We start from the raw sequence: 25,115 nt of genomic DNA on the forward strand, positions 1-25,115 counted from the left end.
TATTTTTCGGTATTTTTTCGACGCACAGGTTTCACGGCCGCCCTGACAGCCGCTTGATGCAATGAAGTTTGGCTTCTGCGATCAGTTGATGCGTGAAGGAGACGGAAAGGCCCAACCGCTCGGCGACTTCACGCAGCTTCAGCCCTTCGATCGTGTGCAGGTGCAAGGCAAGCCGGCTGCGCTCGGGCAGTTCTTCAAGGCTGGAAAGCACGATGTGCAGTTCCTCCCGTGCTGCCATGCCGGCTTCTGCCGTGGGATTGTCATCGGCGACCATTTCCGCCAGATCGCCGATTTCCCCACCGCTCCGCAGGATTTCGCGCTTCCAGGCGCGCTGGCCATCCAATGCGAGATTGCGCACAATGCGATAGAAATAGCGCAGCGGTTCTGTCAGGGGCTGGCCCCGTTCAACGGCCTGCAGCCGCTCCCAGGCATCCTGCACCACATCTTCGGCGCGGGCCCGGTTGCGGACAATGCCATTGGCATAATCCACAAGAGCGGCGCGATGATCTTTATAAAGCAGGATTGATTTCAGTTCAGGCGGCACGGGGAGGCAGGCTTTCACACCCAGCCGGCATCATGACATGGTCCCTGGCGACGGATGGTAGTTGCGATGTATTCTCAATTGCTTTTAATTCAAACCCGCCGCCGCCGCAACAGGCGGCTGGGAAAGATTCCGTGCCGATTTTGCAATAGGGCTCATACACGCAATGATAGTCTGATAGGATAAACGCACGGCGGCAGGGGAAAGGCTGATGGCAGAAAGGACGAATGGCAACATTACCATCGTTGCCGGCCTGCCGGACGCGCCGGCGCCGCATCTTGACGCGCGCTTATCCATGTCGCGCAAGCAAACCCTCGCCTTCCGCCTGCGCAAGCAGGGCTGGAGTTATCGTCGTATTTCCGATGCGTTGGGCGTTTCTTATTCCACCGTCATGGACTGGATGGAGATGGAGGCCGATCTGGTCTCTGCCCCCTATGCACCTCCGCCTGCAATGGTACGCCCCGCCCTTCGCGCACCGGCCAATTTCAGCGCTCCGATATCTTCTCCTGTTGTCCCCGATTCGGCGGTGGAGGCGGAATTGTTCCGCCGGTTGGATGGGATTGTTGCCGAACAGCAGGCGCAGGCTGACCGCCTGGCGGGAATGGAGAAACGCCTGGTAGAGACGGTGAAGGCTGAAGCCAAAAGCATGGGCAAACGCATCCTGGATGCCCTTAAAGCCCTCTCCAAAGGGTCTAAACCGTCTTGAGGCGCATATCTGCGCAATCTTCTATGGCGGTTGGGCTATGGCCTGCCGGCCGTTGCCACCCTGCATAGGCATTTAAGGTAGTATTTTGCTCGGCTAACGGGTTACTATCCCTCCGCGTTCGTCCTGAGGCGGTGCAAGTCTTAAAACTTGCTTGTGGGGAACTGTGCGGCTGGTTACTGGCGATCATCACGCCTGGGCGCGACTTGTTGTTGCGGCGGCGTTGTTGTTCTTGCCGGGCTGTGGGTCTGATCTGCCCCGTATCGACACGGTGCGGGTGCAGATGGCCGCGGCGCCGGAAGCGAATATGGATTCCCCCGTCGCCGTCGACCTTGTCTTCATCATGGATGGGGAAGCGCTGGCCGGTATCGTCAATCTCTCAGCGGGTCAGTGGTTCCGGGACAAGGGGCAACTGACGCTCGCCTATCCCACGGGCGTGCGGGTGAAATCGTTCGAATTGGTGCCTCGCCGAACCATCACCTACGATCTCACCTCAAAAGATGAGGACGGCGTGGCGGCGCTGATCTTCGCCAATTACGCCACCCCCGGTACCCATCGGGCCCGTGTGGACCGGCTGAAATCCGTCAATCTGCGCCTGGGGCGCAATGCCTTCACCATTGAAGCGGGACCTTGACGCCTATGGCTGCCGATAACGGCAAAATACTCGTGGCTCCGCCGGTTCCCGATCCCGTGCAATGGCACGAGGGGATGCTGCTGCAACCGCATCATTTTCAACAATTCTGGCTGCGTCAGGATGGGCTGATGCAGTTCCATCTGTCCCGTATCGCCCCTTTTGCCCATGGGGTGGTGCGGCTGGAGCTGGATCGCGGCGCCCTGGCTGCCAGCCGCCTGCGATTCCTGGCGCTGGAAGCGGTGATGCCGGACGGGATGCTGGTCCGGTATGAGGCGGGGGGCGAACGGCTGGAACTGGATTTGCCGCCCTTGAAGGATCGGCTGGGCCGGCCGCTGCGGGTGCATCTGGTGGTGCCGCGCTACCAGCCCGGATCGGCCCGCCCGGATGATGATCTGGCGCGGTGGCGGTCCCATCCGGGTGACAGTGCGGTTGATGAGAATACCGGCACCCATCCCGAACCCATGCCCCGACTGCGCCCCAGTTTGCGGTTGCGGCTGGAGGATGACCTGCCGCCGGGCATGGTGACGCTGCCGCTGCTGGCGGTGGAGTTCAAGAACCAGGGCTTCCAGCTTACCGATTACGAGCCGCCGACCGCCATCCTGTCCCCTACCAGCGCCCTGTTCCGCGAAAGCCGCGCCCTGGTGGCAAAGCTGCGGGAAAAGGCCAGCTATGTTGCTGAAAGCAAGGGCGGGGATCTGGATCGGTCGGAGGCGCGGCAGACTGTCCTCTGTCTTGTCGCCGGGCTGCCACCGCTGGAGGCGCTGCTCTCCCTGCCGGCTCTCCACCCGTTCGACCTGTACATGGCGCTGCAGAGTGTGATGGGCCATGTCTCCATCCTGCGCGCCAGCCTGGTGCCGCCCCTGACGGAGCCTTATGACCATCTGGACCCGCGCGGGTCGATCGGGCGGCTTTTGTCGGCGCTGGACCTGATCCTGGATCAGGTGACCCAGGCTTTTGCCGCCTTGACGTTTGAGCCGGCGCAACACGGGTTCCGCCAGCGGATCAACGAGGATTGGCTGGGGGATGAACTGATTGTCGGCCTGCGGCTGAAGCCGGGGCAGAAATCCGACGACGCGATGGACTGGATGGAGGCCGCCTTGATCGCGGCGGAAGACCGGTTGGACGAGTTGGGCTCCTATCGTCTGCGCGGCGCCGGGCGGCGGGCCCTGTCGGCGGAAGAGGCGGCTGCCTTCGCTGCCAGCCGCGATGTGCTGCTTTATGCCATTACCTGCGATGAATATGTGATGCCGGACGTGCCGCTGTTCATCGTCAATCCGCTGGACCGCACGGGTGCCCGCCGCCCGGCGGATATCCTGCTGTTCATTCCCACCGATACGGCGGAAAAATGAGCGCGATGGTGCTGGACCGGACCGAAGGGGAGGGAGGGACGGCGCCAGGGGCACCGTCCATGATGGGGCAATTTCGTCTGTTCCATGCCGAACTGCTGGGCATCCGCGATGCCCTGGCCTTGGGCGACCGGCTGGTGGGAGAGGGGCAGGCCCGTCCCGACCCGGCGGAACTGGCAGCGCGCATCAACCGCCGGCTTCACCGGTTACTGGATGGTCAGGCGGCCCAGGCGCTGCGGGCGGGCGGCGGCTATGCCGCCCAGCAATATCGCGAGGCGCAATATCTGATGGTTGCCCTGGCGGATGAGACGTTGCTGCATGGCGAGGGGTGGAACGGTCGGGAAGAATGGTTGGATAATCTTCTGGAACTGTCCCTGTTCGGTACCCGCATCGCGGGGGAAAAGGTGTTCCAGAACCTCGACGCCCTGCTGGCCAGCCGGACGCCAGACCCGGAATTGATCGCGCTTTATCTGGCTGTGCTGTCTCTGGGCTTCCGGGGCCGCTACTGGCGGCAGCAGGATAATCCCCAGCTTCGGCGCTATCGCCAGACCCTGGCGGAACGGTTGAAGGAGCGGCGGCGGGAAGAGGTGCGACCCGGTGAGACGCCGCCACCGCCCCGCCTCTGTCCTGCGGCCTATGCTGCCACCTTGTCGCGCAGCCATAAGGTGCGGCTTCCGCACCTTCGCCCTTATGCACTGGGCTTCGTGGTGCTGTTCTTTCTCTATTCCCTGGTCGCGCATGGCGTCTGGTTCCAGCGGACGGAAAGATTGGACGCGTTGACGGCACCAATCCAGCCGACCGCCGCAATCCCGGCTCCCCCTCCCACAGGGGGGGCGCCATGATGGCGGGATGGCTGATTGAGAATGCGGCCTGGGTTGTTGCCGGTCTTCTGGCCCTGGCGCTGCTGGTGCTGCTGGCTCTCTACATTGCCTTGCGCCGCAATCAGAAGGCGGAGGCGGCCAAAGCTGCCCAGGCGGCGAGGCAGGGCATGGTTCTGGCGCCTGATGAGGGGAAGGCGGCCAGCGCTTCTGGTTCCCTGCCGACCATGCTGGCCTTCCGCACAGTCCTGAAACGCCTGACAGAGCGATCCGGCATCCGGTCTCCCTATACCCTGCCCTGGGTGCTTTTGCTGGGGGATGCCGGTACGGGCAAGACCAGTTTCGCCCGTTCCGCCGGTTTGCCGCGCCTGCTGGCTGATCTGGACACGCCGGCGGGTGAGGATGCGACGCTCCATTGTTTTGAAAATGGCGTGCTGATCGACAGCGCTGCCCGCGCCGCCTTCACCCCCGATGGGCGCCCCAGTGCCAATGACGCCTGGCGGCGCCTGATGCGGGCGGTGCAATGGTACCGCCCGCAGCGGGGTCTGGACGGGGTCATCCTGGCCATTTCTGCTACCGATCTGATCGGGCCCCATGCACTGGGCACGGAGATGCTGGCCATCAAGGGCGATGCGTTCCAGGCCCAGTTCTGGGATTTGCAGCGCCGGGTGGGGTTGCGGCTGCCGGTCTATGTCGTGGTCACGCAATGCGACCATGTGCCAGGCTTTTCCGCTTTCTGGCAATCGGTGCCCGAAGGCGGGGCAGGGACCATGCTGGGCTGGTCCGCACCGCGCGCGATCGATAAATCCTTCGATCCCGCCGATATCGACCAGGCGATGGCGGAAGTGACGGCATCGCTTTGGGCGCATTATGTCGATGCGGCGGCGATGCTGGACAAGCCGCTGGACCCGGACGGGATGTTCCGCCTGCCGGGTGAATTTCCGGCCCTTGCCGGGCCGTTGAAGATTTTTCTTGCCCGCGCGCTGCGGGCTGCCGCTTTCCAGGAAACCCATTTCCTGCGCGGGGTCTGGTTTACCGGTGCCGCCGATGCGGATGCAACGGAAACGGCGGATATGCTGGTGGCCCCCGCTTCCGGAGGCACCAGCCTTTCGACCGCCCTGGCCACCTTGCGTGCGGGGCCGGCTGCGGCAAGCCCAAGCCCGTCCCCGCCACCGCAACGCTTGCCGCGGCTTCTGTTCGTCACCGACCTTCTGGCTGATAAGGTGTTTGCCGAAACCGGCTTGGCGCAAGCTGCCCGCACCGGGCTGGTGGCCCGCACCCGGACCAGCTTGACCGCACAGGCGGCCCTGGTGGTGACGACCCTGGTCCTGGCGACGGGGCTGTTCCTGTCCGATCTTTCCCTGCGGCAACTGACAGCGCAATTGGAACCGCCGCTGGCCCTGGTGCGCGAGGAAATGAGCAACGCAGCCCTGGCCGATGACCAACAGTTCCGGAGCGCCGCCGCCCATCGCCTGCTAACCTATTTCGAGGCAATCAGCCGCGGCTCCCTTGTGTATGGCTTCATTCCCTCGTCCTGGGCCGGGACCCTGGATGCCAATGTGTCCCGCATGTTCGGCGACGGGCTGGATCATCTGGTCCTGGCGCAGCTTCGCACAGAACTGGAGCGGCGCTATATCCAGCTTCGTGATGTGCCGCCGGTTGATACGATCCTGCCCGCCACCAGCCATCACCTTTCCGGCGCTGCTGATGTGGAAACGATGGAAGCCTATCTGCGCAAGGTGCAGGGACTGGACCGGCTGGCTGCGGAATATGCCGGTGCCAACAAAGGGTCGGTGGAGAAGCTGGCCGATCTTTCGAACAACCTTTACGGCACCCGTCTGGATGGGAATTTTGCCCATAATTCAGGGCTTTACCTGCGGGGGCTGCATCAGGTCCGGATTGATCCGCTGCCCCATGACCATGCAAGGCAGATCCGGTCTGTTGTTGGTGTGATGGCGGCAGGGTTGCTCCGGCGCATTGGTCCGGAGGGGGAGATATCAACCCGCGTGCGCCGTCTGGCAGAAGCGGTGGCCGATGTACGCCAGCCGCGCCAGGGGCAGGATCTGGGGCAACGTATGCAGGATCTGGCCGCCGGCCTGATGGATGTGCGCCAGATGCTGGACGATCCTGGCATGCTGTGGCTGGCCAGCGATGATATCGCCACCAGCCCCGCCATCTCCGATCTGATGGCTTTGATGAATACGCCATCCATCGGACCGGAGCAGCGAAACCAGTTTTTGCTGGATATCCGCGCCGCGCATCATGCGTTGGTCAAACGGCTGATGGAAATCCCGGATGGGGAGGGGGGCACCATCCTCGTCCGGTCGGGCACCGGCGTCGGCCTGCGGTTGAACGACCGGCTGCACGCCCTGTCCGATCATTTCCAGCCGGCGCTGAACCGGCCTTTCATGCGCCAATATCCGCATGTGTCACTCTCCAACCCGCCCGTCGCCGGCTCTGGTCAGGTGATGAGCTGGGACCCGCTGGGTCTGCAGCAGGTGCTGCACACCTATCGTTCCTATGAGGAATTCCGCGCCGTCGATCTGTCCCGTATCCCGGCTGATTTCCAGAGTGCGGTGGAGCGGATGGGCCGTCAGCGGCTGGAAGCGGCCCTGCGCACGGAACTGGCGGCGGCCCAGCGTATCCAGCGCAGTGCTGACCGGTTCCACGATTTTGGCGAGGCGGCGCTGACGGCCGAGATCAATGATCTTCGGCAAGTGTCGGAACTATTGGTTTCCGTCATTTCCGTCCTGGCCCAGAACCGGCTGGATGGGCTGCATGACGAGTTGCGCCGGGTGGTGCGTACCCATGTCGACGGGCTGCTGACCGAGGTGGATGAACTGACCGGCATGGAATCCTTTTATGAGCCGGTGGATGATTTCACGGGCTGGGATGGGCGGGGCTCCCTGTTGGAGGCGGCATTTTATACGCCCGATGATGTCGCGATGGCCCAGTATCTGGATAATACGCGGGGCCGCCTGGAGCATCTCTGGAACCATATGGCCGCCCCGCTGGTGGATTTGATGGGCCGTAATGAGTTGGGCAGCGGCTGGCAGGGCTCCAACTCCCTGTTTTTCTGGCAGTCCATTGGTCAGGGATTGCAGCGCTATCAGGCCAAGGCCCCCGGCAATGGGCTGATGGTGCTGGAAAATTTCCTGCGCACGGACATTGCTCAGATCAACCTGGATAATTGCGAAGCCAAGCTGGCTGACCCTGGCGCCGTGGTATCGGGCGATTTCTTCATCCAGCAGCGCGACAGCATCCGCACCCGTTTGCTGGAGCGATGCCGGACCCTGATGGGGGCGGCAATCGATACCGATTATGCCCGGCTGGCCGATGGTTTCAACCGCACACTGGCCGGCCATTACCCCTTCGTGGGAACGGGCGAGGATGTGGATGGCGATCTGCCGGAAGCCGATCCTGACGCTGTGGCCCGCTTCCTGCGCGAATATGCAGGCAATGCCGATCGGTTGCGCAAAGCAATTGAAATCCGCGCCAAGCGGGACCGGACACAGCAAGCAGCCTTGAATTTCCTGGATCAGATGGATCAGGTCCAGGCCTTCATGGCGCCCTTTGCCGCACCGCTGGATACGCCGGTTGACGGGCCGGCCGCTTATCAGGTGGCGGCAGAATTCCGCGTCAACCGCCAGCGGGAGATGGAAGGCAACCAGATCATCGAATGGGTCTTGCAGTCCGGGGCGCAGGAACTGCGGGTCGGCGACGAAAGCAAGTCCATCCCCTGGCGTCCGGGTGACCCGATATCCCTTCATCTGCGCTGGGCAAAGGATGGTTCCACCGTGCCCCAGGCGTTGGCCGACCAACCCTATATTGATGGGCTGACAGCATCCTTTGCCTATAAGGGCCGCTGGTCCTTGCTGCGCCTGTTGCAGGCGCACCGGTCCAGTTTCCAGGATTTTGGCCAGGGCGGTGATCGTCAGCCGCATACGCTGCGGTTTGATATTCCGACCGCGCCGGCCGCCCCGGTGACGCCCTTGATGCCCGCATCCACACAGCCGACGGGGGAAACCCGGGTCTTTATCCGCGTCGTCCTGGCGTCCGATGCACCAGGAACAGATGGGGCGCCGGGCCAGAAGCGGCGCCATGTGCTGCCCACATTCCCGGCCAAGGCACCGGGCCTTTCCGGACCCAGCGGGGGAGAGATGTGATGAACCGGCCAGCCGATCCCGCCCTGCTGTTGGATATCAAGACCTTGCTGGCCCCCATCCCGGGGGGGGATCCCGCCGGTGAGGATATCCGCTATGGCGGGGAATATGATCTGATCAAGGAAGCGCGGCGGGAGGAGGTCGACCTGCCGCAAGGCGTCTGGAAGGCCGACCGCAAGCGCGCCGAATGGGGTGAGGTGATCCGGCTGGCCGTGGCCACTTTGACCAACCGGGCGAAGGATTTGCAGGTCGCCGCCTGGCTATGCGAGGCGCTGCTGCCCCGTCATGGTGCAGCGGGCCTTGCTGCCGGTCTGGAACTGCTGGCCGGTTTGCTGGAACAGTTCGGGACGGAAGCCCATCCCCGCGCGGACGAAGATGGCGACCTGTCCCGCCGGGCCCTGATCTTTGAATGGTTGAATGAGCGGCTGGTCGTGCTGCTGCTGACCCTGCCGGTTACGGTGCCCCCGGCCGACCGGGAAAATGGGCTGACTTTCGGCGATTATCTGAACAGCCAGCGTCTGCAGGCCATGGCGGGCCGGGAAAGCAGGCCGTCCCCGCGTGGCGGCCCGGCCCCGGTGACGCTGCAGATGTTCAACGCCACGGCAAGGGCCACGCCAACCCCGTTCTATCGCAGCCTTTTCCAAGCGCTATGGGCCTCTGCCCAGGCTTTGGAACGGTTGAACGCGGCGCTGGACGGGGATTTAGGCCGGCAGGCGCCGTCCCTGCACGATCTGTCGCAACGGCTGCATGATATGGGGCAATGGGTGCTGGTCACCCTGCGCGAGAGGGGGGAGGAACCGCACATGGTGCATGAGGAGGAAGAAGCCGCCCCGTCCGCATCTTCAGAGCCGGCGGATGACGCGGCGATGGAGGAGGGAGAGGCAGCGGCGCCTGTCCCGCTGCCCACGGCGGGTGCCATCGCCAGCCGGCGCGATGCCTATCGGCAATTGGCGGAGATTGCGGACTATCTGGCCAAGACAGAGCCGCACAGCCCCGCCCCCTATCTGTTGAACCGCATCGTGCAATGGCGGGATCTGCCCCTGCCGGCACTGCTGCTGGAATTGAGCCGTGGCCGGCGCGATGTCGCCGCCATCTTCGAACTTCTCGGCTTGCCGGAGGAAGGGTAGCGCCGGGCGGGATGACATGTGGTTGAGCATGTCTTAATATTTAGCATCTTTGAGTTGATTTGCGTATAAGTCTGTTCATCCCTCGAAAGTCGTGGGCGCGGTCCTATCCCCGGCGCCTTGAACGGAAGGAGAAAGTGCAATGGCCGACAGTACACAGCAAAAGCTGGGCCGGGTGCGTCCGCCGCGTGTCCAGATCACCTATGATGTTGAAACCGGTGGTGCGATCGAGAAGAAGGAACTTCCCTTCATCGTCGGCATCATGGCCGATCTGTCCGGCAAGCCGGCGGAAGCCCTGGCCCCGGTCAAGGATCGCAAGTTCGTGGAGATCGACCGCGACAATTTCAATGATGTGCTGGCGTCCGCTGCGCCGCGGCTGGCCCTGCGCGTGCCCAACCGGCTGGTCAAGGACAGTGACGAGCAGTTGGGCATCGAGCTGAACTTCACCCATATGGATGATTTCAGCCCCGTAGAGGTGATGGAACAGGTGCCGGCGCTGAAAGCGCTGATGGATGCGCGCAAGCGCCTGCGCGACCTGCTGACCAAGCTGGACGGCAATGACGAGCTGGACAGCCTGCTGAGCCAGGTGGTGCGGAACACCGAAGACCAGGCCGAGCTGAAGAAGCAGCTTGGCAGTCCTGAATAAGCCGGCCGCAAAGGCCCATCCATCAACGCTGTATCCTGCGCCCTGGAGGCGCGGATCCCCCACGGGAGGCTCTTATGGCTGAGAAAGAGGAAAGCGCGGCCGGCGCCGACACCGCGCCCGCGACGCTTCTGGATAAGATCATTGTCGAGGGCAAGCTGGCCCGCGATGACAGCCAGCGCGGTTTCGCCCGCGATCTGGTGGCTGAATTCGTCAATTCCGTCCTGGCCGAAGGTGGCACGGTCGGCAATGACGTTGTCGCCATGATCAATGACAAGATCGCCCAGATCGACGATCTTCTGTCCGATCAGTTGAACGAAATCCTGCACAACGAGGAATTCCAGAAGCTGGAAGCCTCCTGGCGCGGCCTCTCCTACCTGGTCTTCAATTCGGAGACCGGCACCAAGCTGAAGCTCCGCCTGCTGAATATTACCAAGGCGGAATTGTTGAAGGATCTGGAGAAGGCGGTCGAGTTCGACCAGTCGGCCCTGTTCAAGAAGGTGTACGAGGAAGAGTACGGCACCTTCGGCGGCAACCCCTATTCCATGCTGGTTGGCGATTACGAATTTGGTCGCCATCCGCAGGATACCAAGTTGCTGGAACTGGTATCCAACGTGGCCGCCGCTGCCCATGCCCCGTTCATCGCTGCGGCCAGCCCGCGCCTGTTCGATATGGACAGCTTCACCGAACTGGGCGTGCCGCGCGATCTGTCCAAGATCTTCGAGAGCATGGAGCTGGTGAAGTGGCGGTCCTTCCGCAACAGCGAAGACAGCCGCTATGTCACGCTGGCACTGCCGCATGTGCTGCTGCGCCTGCCCTATGGCCCCAACACGGTGCCGGTGGAAGGTGTTGATTTCGTTGAGGATACGGACGGTCGCGACCACAAGAAATATCTGTGGGGCAATGCCGCCTATGTCCTGGCCCAGCGCATCACCAACGCCTTCTCCAAATATGGCTGGACGGCGGCCATTCGCGGGGTGGAAGGCGGCGGCAAGGTCGAGGGCCTGCCGACCCATACGTTCCGCACCGACGAAGGCGATATCGCGCTGAAATGCCCGACGGAGATCGCCATCACCGACCGGCGCGAGAAGGAGCTGAATGACCTGGGCTTCGTCTCCCTGGTCCATTGCAAGGGCACGGACTATGCCGCCTTCTTCGGCGGCCAGACCACCAACAAGCCGCGCCTTTACAATACCGACAGCGCCAATGCCAACAGCCGTATCTCCGCGATGCTGCCCTATGTGCTGAACGCATCGCGTTTCGCGCATTATATCAAGGTCATCATGCGCGACAAGATCGGCAGCTTCATGACCAAGGAAGATGTGCAGGGCTTCCTGAACACCTGGATCATGGATTACGTGCTGGGCAAGGATGATGCCGGTCAGGAACTGAAGGCGAAATACCCGCTGCGCGAAGCCCGCGTCGATGTGTTCGACGTGCCGGGCAAGCCCGGCTGCTATCGCGCCACGGTCTTCCTGCGGCCGCATTTCCAGTTGGAGGAGCTGACCGCTTCCATCCGGCTGGTGGCGGAACTGCCGGCCCCGGCAGCCTGATCCACGGTTCTCGCCCGGTTGCCACGCGGCGGCCGGGTCGGCCCCTTGCGCCCTAATCCAAGAACCACATCGCGAAACGGAGAATTGCCATGGCCGGCAATATGTTCCTGAAGCTGACGGGGCCCGCTATCACGGGTGAAAGCACCGACAGCAGCCATACCGGTGAAATCCAGGTCCTGTCCTGGAGCCATTCCTTCAACCAGCCCACCTCACCCACGCGCAGCAGCGCCGGCGGCGGCACGGTGGAACAGGCCAACCATTCCGACTTCAGTTTCACCAAATATACTGACGCCTCCACCGACGATCTGTTGAAGATGTGCTGGAGCGGCAAGCATATCGAGAAAGGCGTTTTCTGCGCCTATCGCGCCAATGGCGACAACAAGCCGGTGAAATATCTGGAAATCACGTTGGAGAAGATCATCGTCTCCAACGTGTCCGTTGGCGGCGGCACCGGTGACGTGCCGACGGAGACGGTGACGCTGAGCTATGCCATCGTCGAGTATAAATACATCCCGCAGAAGGAAGATGACGGCACGGGTGAAGGTGCCCAGCCCGTCAAGCATGACCTGATGAAGCAGGAAGTGTCGTAAGACGTGGGGCCGGTTTGGATGACATGTCGATCCGAACCGGCCTTCGTTCTGCGACGATTGATAATCCATGAATGGCCCCCGCCTTCTTCCCGGTGCGCCTGTCCCGCTGTTTGAGCGGCTGGTAGATGCACAGCCCGGTCAGGCTGGCCCTTTGCCGCCCCTGGACCGGGACGGCTTGATCCTGTCCATCGCGGCGGAAGTGTCGGCATTGCTGAACACGCGGCTGCCGCGCGCCCGCGACGATCTGGCCAAGCGGACGCGGACGGTGCTGGATTATGGCATTGCGGATCTCGCCACCTTCCAGCCCTTCAATAATGTGCAGGAGGAAGCGCTGGTGGCGGAACTGACGGCGGCCATCCAGACCTTTGAGCCGCGCCTGATCGCGCCCAAGATCCGGCTGTACCGGCTGGATGGTGACCGTCGTGCCGCTTTCCTGCGGGAATGGTCGGAACGGGCGGGCCGGTTGGGGCCGAACCAGCAGTTACGCCGCCTGGGTGGTTGGTTCACCGTGCTGCCGGAAAGCCATGACCGTCTATCGCTGCTGGTGGAACTATCCGGCCAGATCCGGCTGGATGGGCAGGTGGAGCCGGTGAGTTTCCCCGTTATCATCCGTGACGGGGCAGGAGGATATGATGCCGCGTGAAGAAGCGGACGCCCTGTTCGAGGCCTATGAGCGGGAACTGCTCTATCTGCGCAACGAAGGGGCGGAGTTTGCGGCAGCCTATCCCAAGGTCGCCGGGCGGCTGGATTTCAACGGTCATGAAAGCCGCGACCCCCATACCGAAAGGCTGTTGGAAAGCTTCGCCTTTCTGACCGCCCGCATCCAGCGCACCCTGGATGCCGATTTTCCCCTGATCCCGGCCTCCTTGCTGGAGGCGACATATCCGCAGCTTGTTTCCCCCACGCCGAGCATGGCGATTGCCCGTTTCGATGTGGATGCTGGGCAAGCACGTGCCGCACTAGGCTTTCATCTACCCGACAATATCGCCCTGTTCGCGCAGAGTGGGGCGGATGGGCTGACCTGCCGTTTCCGGTCCTGCTACCCGATCAAGCTTTGGCCTGTGGATGTAGCCGGCATGGATATGCAGATGCCGGAACGGTTCCCCGCCCTGGCCCGGTTGGGCACGGTGGCGGGGGTGCTGCGCCTGCGGCTGCGCGCCATGGGCACGCTGACCCTGGCCGATATGGCGCCAGACCGTCTGCGCTTTTATCTGGATGCCGATCCCATGCTGGCCGGCAGCCTGTACGAACTGTTGATGAATAATTGCCATAGCGTGGTGTTGAAGGCGCCGGGGGACGATGCCTCGGCAATCCGCTTGCCGGCGGATGCCATCCAGCCCGTGGGCTTTGGTGATGGGGAGGATGTGCTGCCTTTCCCTGGCCATGCCCATCAGGCCTATCGGCTGATCCGGGAATATTTCACCTTCCCACAGAAATTCCAGTTCTTCGATGTGGCCGGGTTATCTGGTTGGCCGGCAACGCAGGAAGCGGAGCTTCTTTTCCTGCTGGACCGTGTGCCCGATCGCCTGGATCGGCTGGACCGCATCACCGTGCGGACGAACTGTGCGCCCATCATCAACCTGTTCTCCAAAACCAGCGAGCCGGTGCGCTTGGACCAGACACAGGTGGAATATAAACTGTCCCCCGACAGCCGATGGGAACGGTCAACGGAAATTCACAGCATCGTGAAAATGTCGGCCGTGACCAATCCGGCCGATGACAGCCGGCTGGTGCGGCCCTTCTTCTCCTACGATCATAATGCCTTGCGGGGCGGGGCCGATTGTTTCTGGATTGCGCGCCGCCGCCCGGCGGTACGCGCGGATATGCCAGGCAGCGACATATGGCTGTCGCTGGTCGATCTTAAACTGGATCCGGGCGTGCCGCCTTCCCAAACCCTGTTTGCCCACACGCTCTGCACCAGCCGGGGGGTGGCAGAACAACTGGCGCCCGGCACGCTGCTGCATATGGAGGTGGATGCCCCCGTGCGGCGCATTACCTGCCTGGGGCGGCCGACCAAACAGATCGCCGCACCGCAGCAGGGGGAAACCCTGTGGCAGCTTGTCTCGGCCTTGGCCTTGAACCATCTGTCCCTGGCCGATGCGGACGCGCCGGAAACAGCGCTGAAGGCGTTACGGGAAATCCTTATCCTCTATGGCCATGGGTGTGGGGCGGAGGTGCAGCAGCAGGCTGCCGGGCTTTACAGCCTGACTGCGCGGCCGGTTGTGCGCCGGATCGGGACGGAGGCGTGGCGCGGCTTTGTCCGTGGCACGGAAGTGACCCTGACCCTGGATGAAACCCAGTTCATCGGCAGCAGTGCCTTTCTGCTGGCCACCGTGCTGGACCGTTTCCTGGCGCTTTATGCCGGGGTCAACAGCTTTACCCAGTTGGTGGTGAAAAGCCGCCAGCGTGACGGAGTATGGAAGACATGGCCGGCCCGGGTTGGCGCGCGAAACGTTCTTTGATCCGCCAGTTGCTGGCCGATCCCGGCCGGTTCGAGGCGCTGCAGGCGGTCCGGTTGCTGGAACTGGATGCCGCGCGCAAGGCCGCGCGCACGGGCACCCGGCCTTTCCAGCCCCCGGCCTGGGGTAATGATGCGGGGCTGGAGGCGGTGCGCTTTCGGTCCAGCCTGGGGGTGGTGCTGCCCGGTGGGCAGGTACAGGAAATACGGGAGCAGGCGGCCCCGTCGGGGCGGGTGCGTTATACTGTGCGGCAAAGCTTGCTGGGGCTGGCGGGATCGTTCGGGCCACTGCCGCAACCCATCGCCGAGTTGGTATCGGAACGGGCGCGGGCGGGGGATTTCGCCATGCGCGATTTCCTGGACCTGTTCAATCACCGGCTGGTTTCCATCCTGATGCGGTCCCGCCGGGCGCATCGGCCGGAACTGGCGGGGGCCGCGCCCTGGGACACCAACCTGTCTGCCTTTGCGGCCGCCCTGTGCGGCATCGGTACGCCAGCGCTGAAAAGCCGGCTGGATGTGCCGGATCGGGCGCTCTATCGCTTTGCCGGCCTGCTGAACCGCCGGCCCGCCAGCCAGCATGGGGTAGAGCGGTTACTGGAATGCCATTTCAACCTGCCGGTCCGCATCCACCCGTTGCAGGGCAATTGGATGGCGCTGGAGCCGGAGGATCATACAAGGCTGGGCCGGCAGGCCGATAGTACGCGGCTGGGCCGGGGCGCCGTGCTGGGGACACGGGCCTGGGACCAGGGGGCGGGTATCCTGGTGGAACTGGGGCCGTTGAATTTGCGCCAGTATCTGTCTTTCCAGCCGGGCAAGCGCGGGCTACGGGAATTGATGGCGCTGGTCGCCTTCCATGCCGGACCGGACCTGGAAGTCACCTTGCGGCTGCGGTTGCGGGGCGATCAGGTCCCCAAGCTGCATCTGAAACATGCTTCCGGCCGGGCACTGGGGCGCACCACGCTGCTGGGCGGGCGCAAGCCGGAAACGGAGATGGTTGTCACTGTGCGGCCGGGCAGGGAACGGCAATGAACCGGCAGCGGCAAGGTGAAGGTAGCGATGCTGTTAACCCTTACGCGCTTGACGTGTGGGGGGCACTGTGGCGGAATGAAGCGTTGATGATATTGCCAGCAGGTGGGTCATGGCGGGTCATGTGATCCAGGGGCGTTTCCATGGGACTGGACCGCGTCTGCCGGTTGCGGCGCGTCCCGGCGTGGCGACGGCAAGCGGCCCTGTCCTGCAGCGCCGGGGTGGTGGGGGCAATGATGCCCAGCAATTACCACCGGGCCTGGTGCGCCCGTCCGGCGGCGGACGCCCCTTGCCGGATATGGTGCGCACGAAGATGGAAAACTTCTTTGGCGCTGACTTTTCCGATGTGCGCGTGCATGTGGGGCCGGAGGCGCCGAGCATCGGTGCATTGGCCTTCACCATGGGCAGCAGCCTTTATTTCGCCCCCGGCCAGTACAATCCGGACAGCCCGCAGGGTCAGGCCCTGCTGGGGCATGAATTGACCCATGTGATCCAGCAGCGTCAGGGGCGGGTGCGCAACCCGTTTGGTACTGGTGTTGCCGTGGTGCAGGACCATCATCTGGAGGCGGAGGCCGACCGGATGGGCGCGCGCGCCGCCAACCATCGCCTGCCGGAAGCGGTGCAGGCCAAGCCGGCCCCGGGCATGCGCCCGGGGGCAGGGGCAGCAGCGCCGGTGCAGCGCAAGGCAGATGCCCAGGGCAGTGGTTATCGCCTGATTGTCGGCGGCTATCTGCATCAGGAAAAGGGTTTGCCCGACGGGATGGCCGGCCATGGTTTCGTGGCGATCGAGAAGCCGGGCGGCAAGCGGGAGGCATTCGGCTTTTCCCCCGCCGGTTTTTCCGGCATGGACCCTAACCGCGATCTGGGGCGGCTGACCGCCGGTGTGCCGGGCCGGGTGCATAGCGATGCGGACGCATTCAGCAAGCCCGGTGTGCGCACCCGCGCGTTTGCCATCAGTGCGGAACAGGCGCAGCAGGCCATGGGCAAGGTGGCGGAATATCGTGGCGGCAGCGTCCAGTTCAGCCTTGCCCGTAAACAATGCAGCAGCTTTGCCATGGATGTGGCGCGAGCGGCGGGGGTAGGGGATTTCAGCGGTGCCAAGGTGGCCAACCCACGGGAATGGTACCGGAAGATTTGAGAGGATATTTAATGGCTTTACCCTGTAAATAGAGGAGAACAATGGCTAAGCGCTACTTGCCGCCACCCATACATTTTCCAGTTTTGCAGGCAAAGCATGCGGAGACATCAACGCTGCGCTCTTCCACGCTTGTGCCGCCGACAAAATATCTGTCGAAGTCCCCATCGTCTTCCAGCACCGCACTGCAAAAGGCGATAAATAAAAATGGTTGCCATCGTGCTTTATCGTCCCATGCCGGTCAGCCGCAGCATGCACAAAGGTCAACAAATATCATTCAAAGATCTTCATTGCCAACGTCTGGCAAAGAAATTGTCTCATACGGTGCCAATCAGTCTTTAACCGTTCATATTGTGAATAGTGATTGGAAAAAATCGAAAGAGAAAAATAAGATTGATAAAATGTATCCAACCGGCAGTAGCCAGCTTAGTGTTGCGCGGTCATACGCCGGAGAGAGGCCGCGGCAAATATTGCGATGGTTATCAACGGCGGTTTTTAAAATATTCCCGAATTCAGTGGAGATTCAATGTTATTTTGATATATCTTCAGGAAAAATATATATCTCATCAAATGTGACGTCAATAAATAAAAAAATCTCAAGTTGCTCTTCGGGTTTGTTTAAAATTATTGGTGAAATACACGGGTCTTTAAGCGAAGAAGATGCTGGAAGAACGTCGAGGCATTTTAGAAAGCTTTTAATTAGGGGTGTTTATAAAGAGCAAACAGATATTATGGATGCTCTTAAAAATGGCGATATAGTTGTTCCTCTGGATGATCATAGTGTGGATCTGCATGCCGAACGAAGAATTGCGGCGATGCTGAAGGAGCAGGGTAAAGTCCTTGATCCGCAATTCCTTGCGGGGGTTAAGCGACCGTGCATGGCGTGTTTTTACGCCCTCAATCTTATAAATAGTAGGCCAGGCCCTTTATGGCCATCGAAGCCAGGTTCATTTGGGTACGATCCAGAAAAACTGATGAAGCATGCGTATGAAAATGGAGTGATCTCTTATGCGGCACTCGATAGATTTAATCGAACGGTAGTTTTAGATCATGATAGCGACAGCGAATCAGATAAAGATGATTAGCTAGAACTTTATTATACATATGGGGCTTTTGACATATTTATAGATGCGCTGTTTCCGCACAGTATTTGACAAATCATACTCCTTCCTGTGAGTGCTCTCATGTCCACCATCGCCACCCTCATTACCCGCCTGAACCCTTCCACCAAGCGGGCGTTGGAGGGGGCGGCGCAGTTGTGCCTCACGCTGACGCATTTTGCCGTGGAGGTGGAGCATCTGTTGCTGAAACTGGTGGAGCAAGCCGATGGCGATCTGCCGCGTGTGCTGCGCTATTACGAGATTGATCCCGGCGCCTTGCAGACGCAACTGACCGATGCGCTGGACCGGTTGAAGCGCGGCAATAGCCGGACCCCGGCCTTCTCCGAGCATATCGTGCGCCTGCTGCAATCAGCATGGTTGGTTTCCAGCCTGGAACTATCCGCGCCGCTGGTGCGGTCCGGCGCCATCCTGAAGGCTCTGCTGGAGGATGAGGCCCTGCGGGGGTTGTTGCTGGAGCCCGTGCCCCTGCTGCTGAAAATCCGGCAGGGGCGGTTGGCGGAGGATTTGCCTGAACTGATCCGGGGATCGGCAGAGGATATGCCGGGCCTGACCGGGCAAGCGAAAGCAACGATGGCAGCACCCATGACATCGGGAGGAATGGCATCCGCGTCGAAAAACGGCCTAAGCAGCCCGGCCCTGGATGCCTACACCATCGACCTGACGGCACAGGCGCGGGCCGGGAAATCTGACCCCGTTGTCGGGCGGGATGGCGAAATCCGCCAGTTGATCGACGTGCTGATGCGGCGGCGGCAGAACAACCCGATCCTGACCGGTGACCCCGGTGTCGGCAAGACGGCGGTGGTGGAAGGGCTGGCCCAGCGTATTGTGGAAGGGGGCGTCCCACCGCCTTTGAAACCAGTGCGATTGCTCTCGCTTGATCTTGGATTGCTGCAAGCCGGTGCCTCCCTGCAGGGGGAATTTCAGCAGCGCTTGAAACAGGTGATCCAGGAAGTGGCGGTGGCGCCTGCGCCCATCATCCTGTTCATTGACGAGGCGCATAGCCTGATCGGGGCAGGGGGCGCGGCGGGGCAGGGGGATGCCGCCAACCTGTTGAAACCGGCTTTGGCGCGGGGGGAATTGCGGACCATCGCCGCCACCACTTGGGCTGAATATAAGAAATATTTTGAAAAAGACCCCGCCCTGACCCGCCGCTTCCAGGTGGTCAAGGTGGCGGAGCCGGACGAGCCGACGGCCATTGCCATGCTGCGCGGGCTGGTACCGAAGCTGGAAGCCCATCACGGCGTACGGGTCCTGGACGAGGCGGTGGCTGATGCAGTGCGCCTGTCCCACCGCTATATTTCGGGCCGCCAATTGCCTGATAAGGCGATTGGCGTGCTGGACACGGCCTGTGCCCGCGTGGCCATTGCCCGGTCCGGGGAGCCTCCGGCGCTGGAAGCAGCCCGCCGCCGGGTGCAGCAACTGACCGACGAAATCGCGCTGCTGGGTCGGGAAAAGGCGCGGGGCCGCGACCATGGCGACCGGATCGAAGATCTGGAATCTGCCCGGGAGCGGGAGCAGGAAGAGCGGGACCGGCTGGGTCAGCGCTGGGACCAGGAGACGGCATTGGCCGCCCGCGTGCGCGACCTGGAGGATAAGCTGGCCAGTGCGGGCCTGCGGGGCGCGGATTTCAGCCGCGCCATGGATGATCTGGACGGGTTGCGGCTGGAACTGGAACAGATCCAGGGCGAGGCGCCGATGGTGCCCCTGTCCGTGGATCATCGCGCGGTGGCGTCGGTCGTGTCCGGCTGGACGGGCATCCCGGTCGGCCGGATGCTGACCGACAATATCGCTGCCGTGCGGTCGCTGCGGCAGCGGATGGCCGAACGGGTGGTGGGGCAGGAGGAAGCGCTGGATGCCATCGCCCGCCGTATCCAGACCTATTACGCGTCCCTGGCTGAACCGGGCAAACCGACTGGCGTCTTCCTGCTGGTCGGCCCGTCCGGTGTGGGCAAGACGGAAACGGCACTGGCCTTGGCCGAGCTACTGTTCGGCGGGGAGCGGGCCATGGTCACCATCAACATGTCGGAATATCAGGAGGCGCACAGCGTCGCCGGCCTGAAAGGGGCACCGCCCGGCTATGTCGGCTATGGTCGCGGTGGCGTGCTGACGGAGGCGGTGCGCCGCAACCCTTATAGCGTGGTGCTGCTGGATGAGGTGGAGAAGGCCCATCCCGACGTGCTGGAACTGTTCTATCAGGTGTTCGACAAGGGCATGCTGGAGGATGGGGAGGGGGTTGCCGTTGATTTCAAGAATACTGTCATCCTGCTGACCAGCAATCTGGGCGCGGAGATCATCCATGACCGGGCGTCCAGCCAGGGTGGGGCGGATGCACTGGTGGAGGCGATCCGCCCCACCCTGATCCGCCATTTCAAGCCGGCCTTGCTGGGCCGCATGGTGGTGGTGCCTTATCGCCCGCTGCCCCCCGCCCGGCTGGGGGAAATCGCGCGGCTGAAATTGTCGCGCATCCAGCAGCGCATGGCCGATGCCTATCAGGCAGAGCTGACCTATGCCGAGGCTTTGGTGGATTATATCGTCGCCCGCTGCCGCGCGGCCGATGCCGGTGCCCGCGCCATTGACCAGATATTGACCAACGGCCTGCTGCCGCAACTGTCCGCAGAAGTGCTGGAAAGGCTGGCCATTGGCGAACCCATTGATCTGGTGCATGTTGCCCTGGACCCGGCAGGGGCCGGGCTGGTGATCGGCTTTGGGAATGGCGGCGCATGAGTGATGCCTGGACGCAGGGTGCGCAGTCGCTGTCGCTGACGACATCGCTGGGCAAGGATAAGCTGATCCTGCGGGAATTGACGGGGCGGGAGGGTGTCTGTTCCCTGTTCAGCTTTGACCTGACCGCCACAGCCGATAGCGACGATGTTGATCTGGCATCCCTGATCGGGCAATCGCCGACTGTGACGCTGACCGGGCCGGATGGGGCCACACGCTATATCAATGGCGTCTGTGTGCGGGCGGTGCAGATTGACCGGACCTGCCAGCTTCAGCTTCGCCCCTGGCTATGGCAATTATCGCTGACCAGCGATTGCCGCATTTTCCAGAATAAATCGGTGCCGGATATCATCAAGGCCGTGTTCGGCGATCTGGGATTCACCGATTTCAAGGACAGTCTGACCGGCACCTACTCGGCGCGCGAGTATTGTGTGCAATATAACGAGACGGCGCTGAACTTCGTCTGCCGGCTGATGGAAGATGAAGGTATTTTCTGGTTCTTCACCCATGCTGATGGGCTGCACACGATGGTGCTGGCCGATGATGCCTCGGCACATGAGGATATTCCCGGCACCGCAACCCTGCCCTATATCCCGCTGCCAATGGAGAAGGATTGGATCGGCAGTGACCGGATAGAGAGTTTCGTTATCGAAACAATGATGGTGAGTGGCAAGTATCAGGCCGATGATTTCGCCTTCGAAACGCCGAGTACGGAGTTGAAGGCTGCTGTGGCTGGTACCGGCAGCCTGCAGATTTACGAATATCCCGGCCTTTACGCCAAGAAAGACCGGGGCGATGCACTGGCCAAGATAAGGTTGGCGGAACTGGAAGTGCCGGCCAGCCGGGCCAGCGGCACCAGCACCGTCCGGGGGATGGCGGCGGGGCTGAAATTCACCCTGTCCGGCCATGCGCGCAGCGACGCCAACGCCAGCTACGTGCTGCATGAGGTGGAGCATCACGCCAATATCGGTGCCTATGCCAACAGTTTCACGGTTTTGCCGGCCAGCGCCACCTTCCGCCCGGCCCGTGCCGCCCTGCGCCCACGCATTGCCGGCACGCAGACGGCCATTGTCGTCGGCAAGTCGGGGGAGGAAATCTGGACTGACAGCCATGGCCGCATCAAGGTCCAGTTCCATTGGGACCAGGAAGGCAAGCAGGATGAAAATTCATCCTGCTGGGTGCGCGTGGCCCAGGGATGGGCGGGCAAGAATTGGGGCAGCTTCTTCCTGCCGCGCATCGGTCAGGAAGTGGTGGTCAGTTTCCTGGATGGTGATCCCGACCGTCCGCTGGTGACCGGATCGGTCTATAATGGCGAACAGCCTGTGCCTTATACGCTGCCCGACGACCAGACCAAAAGCACGATCAAATCCAATTCCAGCAAGGGTGGCGGCGGCTACAACGAATTCCGCTTCGAGGACAAGAAGGGGGAGGAGGAGGTTTATCTCCAGGCAGAGAAGGATCTGACCGTGCTGGTGAAGAACCAGCGCAAGGCCACGATTAACGAGGCCGATGACCTGCTGACCATCGACAAGGGCAACCGCACCACCACCATCACCAAGGGCAATGATACGCTGACCATTTCCGAAGGTGACTTGTCCACCACGGTGGCCAAGGGCAAGGAAACCCGATCGGTGAAGGGCACCCGTGACCTGACCGTGGAAGGCGCGGAAACCCGCACCAACAAGGCCGATGTCACGTGGAAGGTCAGCGGCAATTTCACCTTGAAGGTGGATGGTGATATCACATTGCAGGCTGGTGGCGCCGTGCTGGTGAAATCCGGTACCACGGCCACGATGCAGGCCGGCACGGCAGCAACAGTACAGGCCGGCACCGACGCCACGGTGAAGGGGATGAATGTGACGGCCAAGGCCGACATGACGGCCAGCGTTTCCGGCGGTGTCTCGGCTGAGGTGAAAGGCAGCGCCAGCGGTACGGTTGATGGTGGCGGCATGCTGACCCTTAAAGGTGGCCTGGTGAAGATTAATTGAGGATGTGCTTGTGGCTGATGAAAACCCCGTTGCTGGTGATGAACCGACCCTGACGGAAGAATTCGACGAAGCCGGCACCCTGCGCCGTCGCCTGCCCATGCGCGCCGGCGCGCTGGACGGGGTAATGGAAAGTTTCGATGCGCTTGGCCGGGCAGAAGCGCGGTTGAGTTTCGTCGCCGGAGTGCTGAATGGCCCGGCGGTCACGTTCCTGGCCGGGCGACCGGTGCTGGAGATGACTTATCAGGATGGTGTGCTGGAAGGGGAGGTGCGGAGTTATGATCCTGCCGGCCGCCTGACCGCCATCGTGCCTTTCCAGGCAGGGCGGAAAAACGGCACGGCCATGATCTATTATCCCGATGGCGCGCCCCTGCGCCTGGAAACCTATGAGGAGGATCTGCTGCAAGGGCCGGTGGTGGACTACCATCCTGGTGGCATTGTGCGGCAGGAAGCTATTTACAGCGGCGGGCTGCTGCAAGGTGAACTGGTGATCTATGATCCGGCCGGCGCGGAAGTGGAACGGTTGCGCTATGAGGATGGGGTGCAGCAATCGCCAGCCGCCCCGGCGGCGGCAATGGCACCGCCCGCCCGCAAACCGGGACTGAAGGAACGTCTGTTCGGCAAAGGGGGATGAGATGGGGCAGCAGGTGGTGGCGGGTGCGCTTATGCAATGCAGCTTCGGGGCGGCCCCGGCGGCCTTGTCCGTGCTGCCGCTGAACCGGACCATGGCTGCGGGACCGCCGGCGGCCAATATCATGGATTTCGCCCCGATGCTGAATATCCCGCCCTTTGCCATCTGCAACAGCATCGCCAACCCGATGGTGGCGGCTGCAACCGCGGCGGCCTTGGGCGCCTTGACACCGATGCCCTGCATCCCGATGACGGTGGCGCCCTGGATTGTCGGCGCGCCTACAGTCCTGATCGGCAATATGCCGGCGTTGAACAACAGTTCCAAATGCATGTGTGCCTGGGGTGGGGCCATCAGCATCAATTTCGCCGGTCAGGCGACGGTTCAGGTGCCGTGACGGCTGGCGCTTGCCCATTGTCCGGCAAGGTTGAAGCCGGTGGCGCACGCAGGTATCATTGCGGGCATCCACAGGGACGATCATGACCTTTCCCGCCCGCAAACAACCTGCCCCACCCCATGCCCCGGCGCCTGCGTCGCGGGCTTTCAGGGCTGGTGTTGCCCAACCGATGAAAACCTTTGATGCCATCCGCACCGCCAATGCTGGCGGGCGCCGCGGAAGCGCGGGGGAAGAACTGGTGCCATCGGGTCAGGATGTTTTCCAGGTTCGGCAGGCGGATCGGGGGGTGATGGTGCGCCCCAATGGCACCTATAATTTTGTTCGCGTGGCGGGGGAAACGCAGGCGCGAGCGCAAACGCTGATCTCGTCCAAGGCAGGGCACGCCGCCATCGCCGGGGGACGCCCGGTGCTTTATGCTGGCACCGTGCGCTTTGATAATGGTGCGTTGGACTGGTGGAGCAATTATTCCGGCACCTATCAGCCGATTGCGGCTTTCCGTGCGCAGGCCAGCCTGCCGGAAGACAGGTTCATGCCCTGGCAGCGGCTGCAAATGGGCGGCATCGGCATGCAGCGCAACACGTTCCGCGACCAGCGCAAAGTGCTGGACCCGGAAAAGCCGAAACAGCCGCAGCGGTCCCAGCCGGATACCGCCAAAGCCGCCGCTGAGCCGGTGCCGCAGCACAGCACGGCCCCTGCACCGAAAAAGCCCGAACCGATAGAGGTAAAGGGGGCAAGCCGGGCCAGACCGGTGCCTTCCACCCCGCCGGTCCCGGTCAAGGCGGCAACGGCCACAGCCCAGGCCAAGCGCGTGATCATGCCCCCGCCGCCCCCCTTCTGGCCGGGGACGAGGGCGCGGTGAAGCGCATCCATCCTGCCTTTCTGCTGTTGGGCGTGGTCCTGTTCGGTCTGTTGACCTTTGCTGCCGGGTTGACCCTGGGGCTGGGCCTGCAAGAGGCGCAGCCGGAGAAAATGGTGCCCAAGGTGGAAGCCGGGCAGAGCGAGCCCCCCCACACACCCGCAGCAATCCCACCCTCTCTACCGGCACCGCCACAAGCCACGATGCCCGCGGGCACGGGCGTGCCAGCTGGCGGTGTTTCGCCCCCGCCAGCGGCCCTGCCTGAACCGACGGCCCCCCCTTTGCCGGCGGCCCCTGCTGCCCCGTCCGGGCCCGTGGTCAAGGGGCTGCGCAGCGACGCGGCGGTGGGGCAATCCGGGGTGCTGGAACGTCAGGCGCGGACCCTGGCGGGGCAAACACCTGACCCGGTGGCACCGTCTGATCGGATCATCTCGGTGGAGGTTGGGCGGTTCCTGCTGGTGGAAAATGCGGCGGAACGGGCGGCGGCATTAGCCCAACTGGGATTCGCCACAGAAGTGATCGCCGCCTCCTATCCCGGCATGCCTGTGTGGCATGTCGTCACGCTGGGCGTGGTGCCGGATGAACGGACAGCCCGCGATCTGGCGACGGATGCCGCCACCCGCACTGGCCTGTCGGCCCAGGTGGTAAGCTGGCAGCGCCCGGCTTCGTGATA

General features: G+C 62.6%; 21 protein-coding genes. 20 read left to right on the top strand and 1 reads right to left on the bottom strand.

What is annotated here, in order from left to right; all coding sequences use genetic code 11:
- Positions 1 to 31 precede the first annotated feature (31 nt).
- The gene (locus G473_RS0112920; RefSeq protein WP_161630986.1) at positions 32 to 562 is read right to left on the bottom strand and encodes a sigma-70 family RNA polymerase sigma factor; all 531 of its coding nucleotides are present in this window, start codon (positions 560 to 562) and stop codon (positions 32 to 34) included.
- A 190-nt stretch (positions 563 to 752) separates the two neighbouring features.
- Here G473_RS0112920 and G473_RS0112925 point away from each other — a divergent pair, with 190 nt between their 5' ends.
- The 20 genes from G473_RS0112925 (at position 753) to G473_RS0113020 (ending at position 25,113) form a co-directional block, all read left to right on the top strand.
- The gene (locus G473_RS0112925; RefSeq protein WP_029013442.1) at positions 753 to 1,247 is read left to right on the top strand and encodes a helix-turn-helix domain-containing protein; all 495 of its coding nucleotides are present in this window, start codon (positions 753 to 755) and stop codon (positions 1,245 to 1,247) included.
- A gap of 304 nt (positions 1,248 to 1,551) precedes the next feature.
- Entirely contained in the window at positions 1,552 to 1,878 is a 327-nt protein-coding gene (locus G473_RS26760; RefSeq protein WP_154667398.1) for a hypothetical protein, read from the top strand.
- Positions 1,879 to 1,883: 5 nt separating this feature from the next.
- Positions 1,884 to 3,227, top strand: a complete 1,344-nt coding sequence (tssK, locus tag G473_RS0112935) for a type VI secretion system baseplate subunit TssK (RefSeq protein WP_084438077.1) — start codon at positions 1,884 to 1,886, stop codon at positions 3,225 to 3,227.
- A complete protein-coding gene (locus G473_RS29310; protein ID WP_084438079.1) occupies positions 3,224 to 4,066 on the top strand; it encodes a DotU family type IV/VI secretion system protein in 843 nt (280 codons plus the stop codon). Before tssK ends, G473_RS29310 begins: the two co-directional genes overlap by 4 nt.
- Positions 4,063 to 8,208: a type VI secretion system protein gene (locus G473_RS0112945; protein WP_029013444.1), complete on the top strand. Its 4,146-nt coding sequence runs from the start codon at positions 4,063 to 4,065 to the stop codon at positions 8,206 to 8,208. The genes G473_RS29310 and G473_RS0112945 overlap by 4 nt, the downstream gene beginning before the upstream one ends.
- Positions 8,208 to 9,332, top strand: a complete 1,125-nt coding sequence (gene tssA / locus G473_RS0112950) for a type VI secretion system protein TssA (protein WP_035707110.1) — start codon at positions 8,208 to 8,210, stop codon at positions 9,330 to 9,332. The genes G473_RS0112945 and tssA overlap by 1 nt, the downstream gene beginning before the upstream one ends.
- A gap of 139 nt (positions 9,333 to 9,471) precedes the next feature.
- Positions 9,472 to 9,975, top strand: a complete 504-nt coding sequence (gene tssB, locus G473_RS26770; RefSeq protein ID WP_051330245.1) for a type VI secretion system contractile sheath small subunit — start codon at positions 9,472 to 9,474, stop codon at positions 9,973 to 9,975.
- Positions 9,976 to 10,049: 74 nt separating this feature from the next.
- Positions 10,050 to 11,525 carry a type VI secretion system contractile sheath large subunit gene (tssC, locus tag G473_RS0112960; protein WP_029013446.1) on the top strand — a complete coding sequence of 492 codons (1,476 nt, stop codon included), beginning with the start codon at positions 10,050 to 10,052 and terminating at the stop codon, positions 11,523 to 11,525.
- 89 nt (positions 11,526 to 11,614) lie between these two features.
- Positions 11,615 to 12,115 (top strand): Hcp family type VI secretion system effector, encoded by a 501-nt coding sequence (locus G473_RS0112965; protein ID WP_029013447.1) that lies wholly within the window; start codon positions 11,615 to 11,617, stop codon positions 12,113 to 12,115.
- A 67-nt stretch (positions 12,116 to 12,182) separates the two neighbouring features.
- Entirely contained in the window at positions 12,183 to 12,758 is a 576-nt protein-coding gene (locus tag G473_RS29315; RefSeq protein WP_051330246.1) for a type VI secretion system baseplate subunit TssE, read from the top strand.
- Complete coding sequence (gene tssF, locus G473_RS0112975) at positions 12,745 to 14,577, top strand: type VI secretion system baseplate subunit TssF (RefSeq protein WP_084438081.1); 1,833 nt, start codon at positions 12,745 to 12,747, stop codon at positions 14,575 to 14,577. The genes G473_RS29315 and tssF overlap by 14 nt, the downstream gene beginning before the upstream one ends.
- The gene (gene tssG, locus G473_RS29320; RefSeq protein ID WP_161630987.1) at positions 14,541 to 15,602 is read left to right on the top strand and encodes a type VI secretion system baseplate subunit TssG; all 1,062 of its coding nucleotides are present in this window, start codon (positions 14,541 to 14,543) and stop codon (positions 15,600 to 15,602) included. The genes tssF and tssG overlap by 37 nt, the downstream gene beginning before the upstream one ends.
- Before the next feature lie 109 nt (positions 15,603 to 15,711).
- Positions 15,712 to 16,737 (top strand): eCIS core domain-containing protein, encoded by a 1,026-nt coding sequence (locus G473_RS30870; protein WP_051330248.1) that lies wholly within the window; start codon positions 15,712 to 15,714, stop codon positions 16,735 to 16,737.
- Between the two features lie 41 nt (positions 16,738 to 16,778).
- On the top strand, positions 16,779 to 17,819 hold the full coding sequence (locus G473_RS30370; protein WP_154667399.1) for a hypothetical protein: 1,041 nt from the start codon (positions 16,779 to 16,781) through the stop codon (positions 17,817 to 17,819).
- Positions 17,820 to 17,918: 99 nt separating this feature from the next.
- Entirely contained in the window at positions 17,919 to 20,579 is a 2,661-nt protein-coding gene (tssH, locus tag G473_RS26790) for a type VI secretion system ATPase TssH (RefSeq protein WP_035707112.1), read from the top strand.
- Positions 20,576 to 22,564 (top strand): type VI secretion system Vgr family protein, encoded by a 1,989-nt coding sequence (locus G473_RS0113000; RefSeq protein ID WP_029013449.1) that lies wholly within the window; start codon positions 20,576 to 20,578, stop codon positions 22,562 to 22,564. Before tssH ends, G473_RS0113000 begins: the two co-directional genes overlap by 4 nt.
- Positions 22,565 to 22,574: 10 nt before the next feature.
- Entirely contained in the window at positions 22,575 to 23,195 is a 621-nt protein-coding gene (locus G473_RS0113005) for a toxin-antitoxin system YwqK family antitoxin (protein ID WP_035707114.1), read from the top strand.
- A 1-nt stretch (position 23,196) separates the two neighbouring features.
- A complete protein-coding gene (locus G473_RS0113010) occupies positions 23,197 to 23,586 on the top strand; it encodes a DUF4280 domain-containing protein (protein WP_029013451.1) in 390 nt (129 codons plus the stop codon).
- A 169-nt stretch (positions 23,587 to 23,755) separates the two neighbouring features.
- Positions 23,756 to 24,445, top strand: a complete 690-nt coding sequence (locus G473_RS0113015; protein ID WP_029013452.1) for a hypothetical protein — start codon at positions 23,756 to 23,758, stop codon at positions 24,443 to 24,445.
- Positions 24,442 to 25,113, top strand: a complete 672-nt coding sequence (locus G473_RS0113020; RefSeq protein WP_029013453.1) for an SPOR domain-containing protein — start codon at positions 24,442 to 24,444, stop codon at positions 25,111 to 25,113. Before G473_RS0113015 ends, G473_RS0113020 begins: the two co-directional genes overlap by 4 nt.
- Positions 25,114 to 25,115 lie beyond the last annotated feature (2 nt).

This window comes from Niveispirillum irakense DSM 11586 (assembly GCF_000429645.1).
Taxonomy (GTDB): Bacteria; Pseudomonadota; Alphaproteobacteria; order Azospirillales; family Azospirillaceae; genus Niveispirillum; species Niveispirillum irakense.

What these genes read in the sequence shown, in the direction of transcription:
- G473_RS0113010 (WP_029013451.1), top strand. Translation starts at nt 23,197, where the DNA reads ATGGGGCAGCAGGTGGTGGCGGGTGCGCTTATGCAATGCAGCTTCGGG.
- G473_RS30870 (WP_051330248.1), top strand. Translation starts at nt 15,712, where the DNA reads ATGGCGGGTCATGTGATCCAGGGGCGTTTCCATGGGACTGGACCGCGT.
- G473_RS29310 (WP_084438079.1), top strand. Translation starts at nt 3,224, where the DNA reads ATGAGCGCGATGGTGCTGGACCGGACCGAAGGGGAGGGAGGGACGGCG.
- G473_RS26760 (WP_154667398.1), top strand. Translation starts at nt 1,552, where the DNA reads ATGGATTCCCCCGTCGCCGTCGACCTTGTCTTCATCATGGATGGGGAA.
- G473_RS0113015 (WP_029013452.1), top strand. Translation starts at nt 23,756, where the DNA reads ATGAAAACCTTTGATGCCATCCGCACCGCCAATGCTGGCGGGCGCCGC.
- G473_RS30370 (WP_154667399.1), top strand. Translation starts at nt 16,779, where the DNA reads ATGGCTAAGCGCTACTTGCCGCCACCCATACATTTTCCAGTTTTGCAG.
- tssK (WP_084438077.1), top strand. Translation starts at nt 1,884, where the DNA reads ATGGCTGCCGATAACGGCAAAATACTCGTGGCTCCGCCGGTTCCCGAT.
- G473_RS0112965 (WP_029013447.1), top strand. Translation starts at nt 11,615, where the DNA reads ATGGCCGGCAATATGTTCCTGAAGCTGACGGGGCCCGCTATCACGGGT.
- tssC (WP_029013446.1), top strand. Translation starts at nt 10,050, where the DNA reads ATGGCTGAGAAAGAGGAAAGCGCGGCCGGCGCCGACACCGCGCCCGCG.
- G473_RS0112945 (WP_029013444.1), top strand. Translation starts at nt 4,063, where the DNA reads ATGATGGCGGGATGGCTGATTGAGAATGCGGCCTGGGTTGTTGCCGGT.
- tssG (WP_161630987.1), top strand. Translation starts at nt 14,541, where the DNA reads ATGGCCGGCCCGGGTTGGCGCGCGAAACGTTCTTTGATCCGCCAGTTG.
- G473_RS0112925 (WP_029013442.1), top strand. Translation starts at nt 753, where the DNA reads ATGGCAGAAAGGACGAATGGCAACATTACCATCGTTGCCGGCCTGCCG.
- G473_RS0113000 (WP_029013449.1), top strand. Translation starts at nt 20,576, where the DNA reads ATGAGTGATGCCTGGACGCAGGGTGCGCAGTCGCTGTCGCTGACGACA.
- tssH (WP_035707112.1), top strand. Translation starts at nt 17,919, where the DNA reads ATGTCCACCATCGCCACCCTCATTACCCGCCTGAACCCTTCCACCAAG.
- G473_RS29315 (WP_051330246.1), top strand. Translation starts at nt 12,183, where the DNA reads ATGAATGGCCCCCGCCTTCTTCCCGGTGCGCCTGTCCCGCTGTTTGAG.
- tssF (WP_084438081.1), top strand. Translation starts at nt 12,745, where the DNA reads ATGATGCCGCGTGAAGAAGCGGACGCCCTGTTCGAGGCCTATGAGCGG.
- tssA (WP_035707110.1), top strand. Translation starts at nt 8,208, where the DNA reads ATGAACCGGCCAGCCGATCCCGCCCTGCTGTTGGATATCAAGACCTTG.
- tssB (WP_051330245.1), top strand. Translation starts at nt 9,472, where the DNA reads ATGGCCGACAGTACACAGCAAAAGCTGGGCCGGGTGCGTCCGCCGCGT.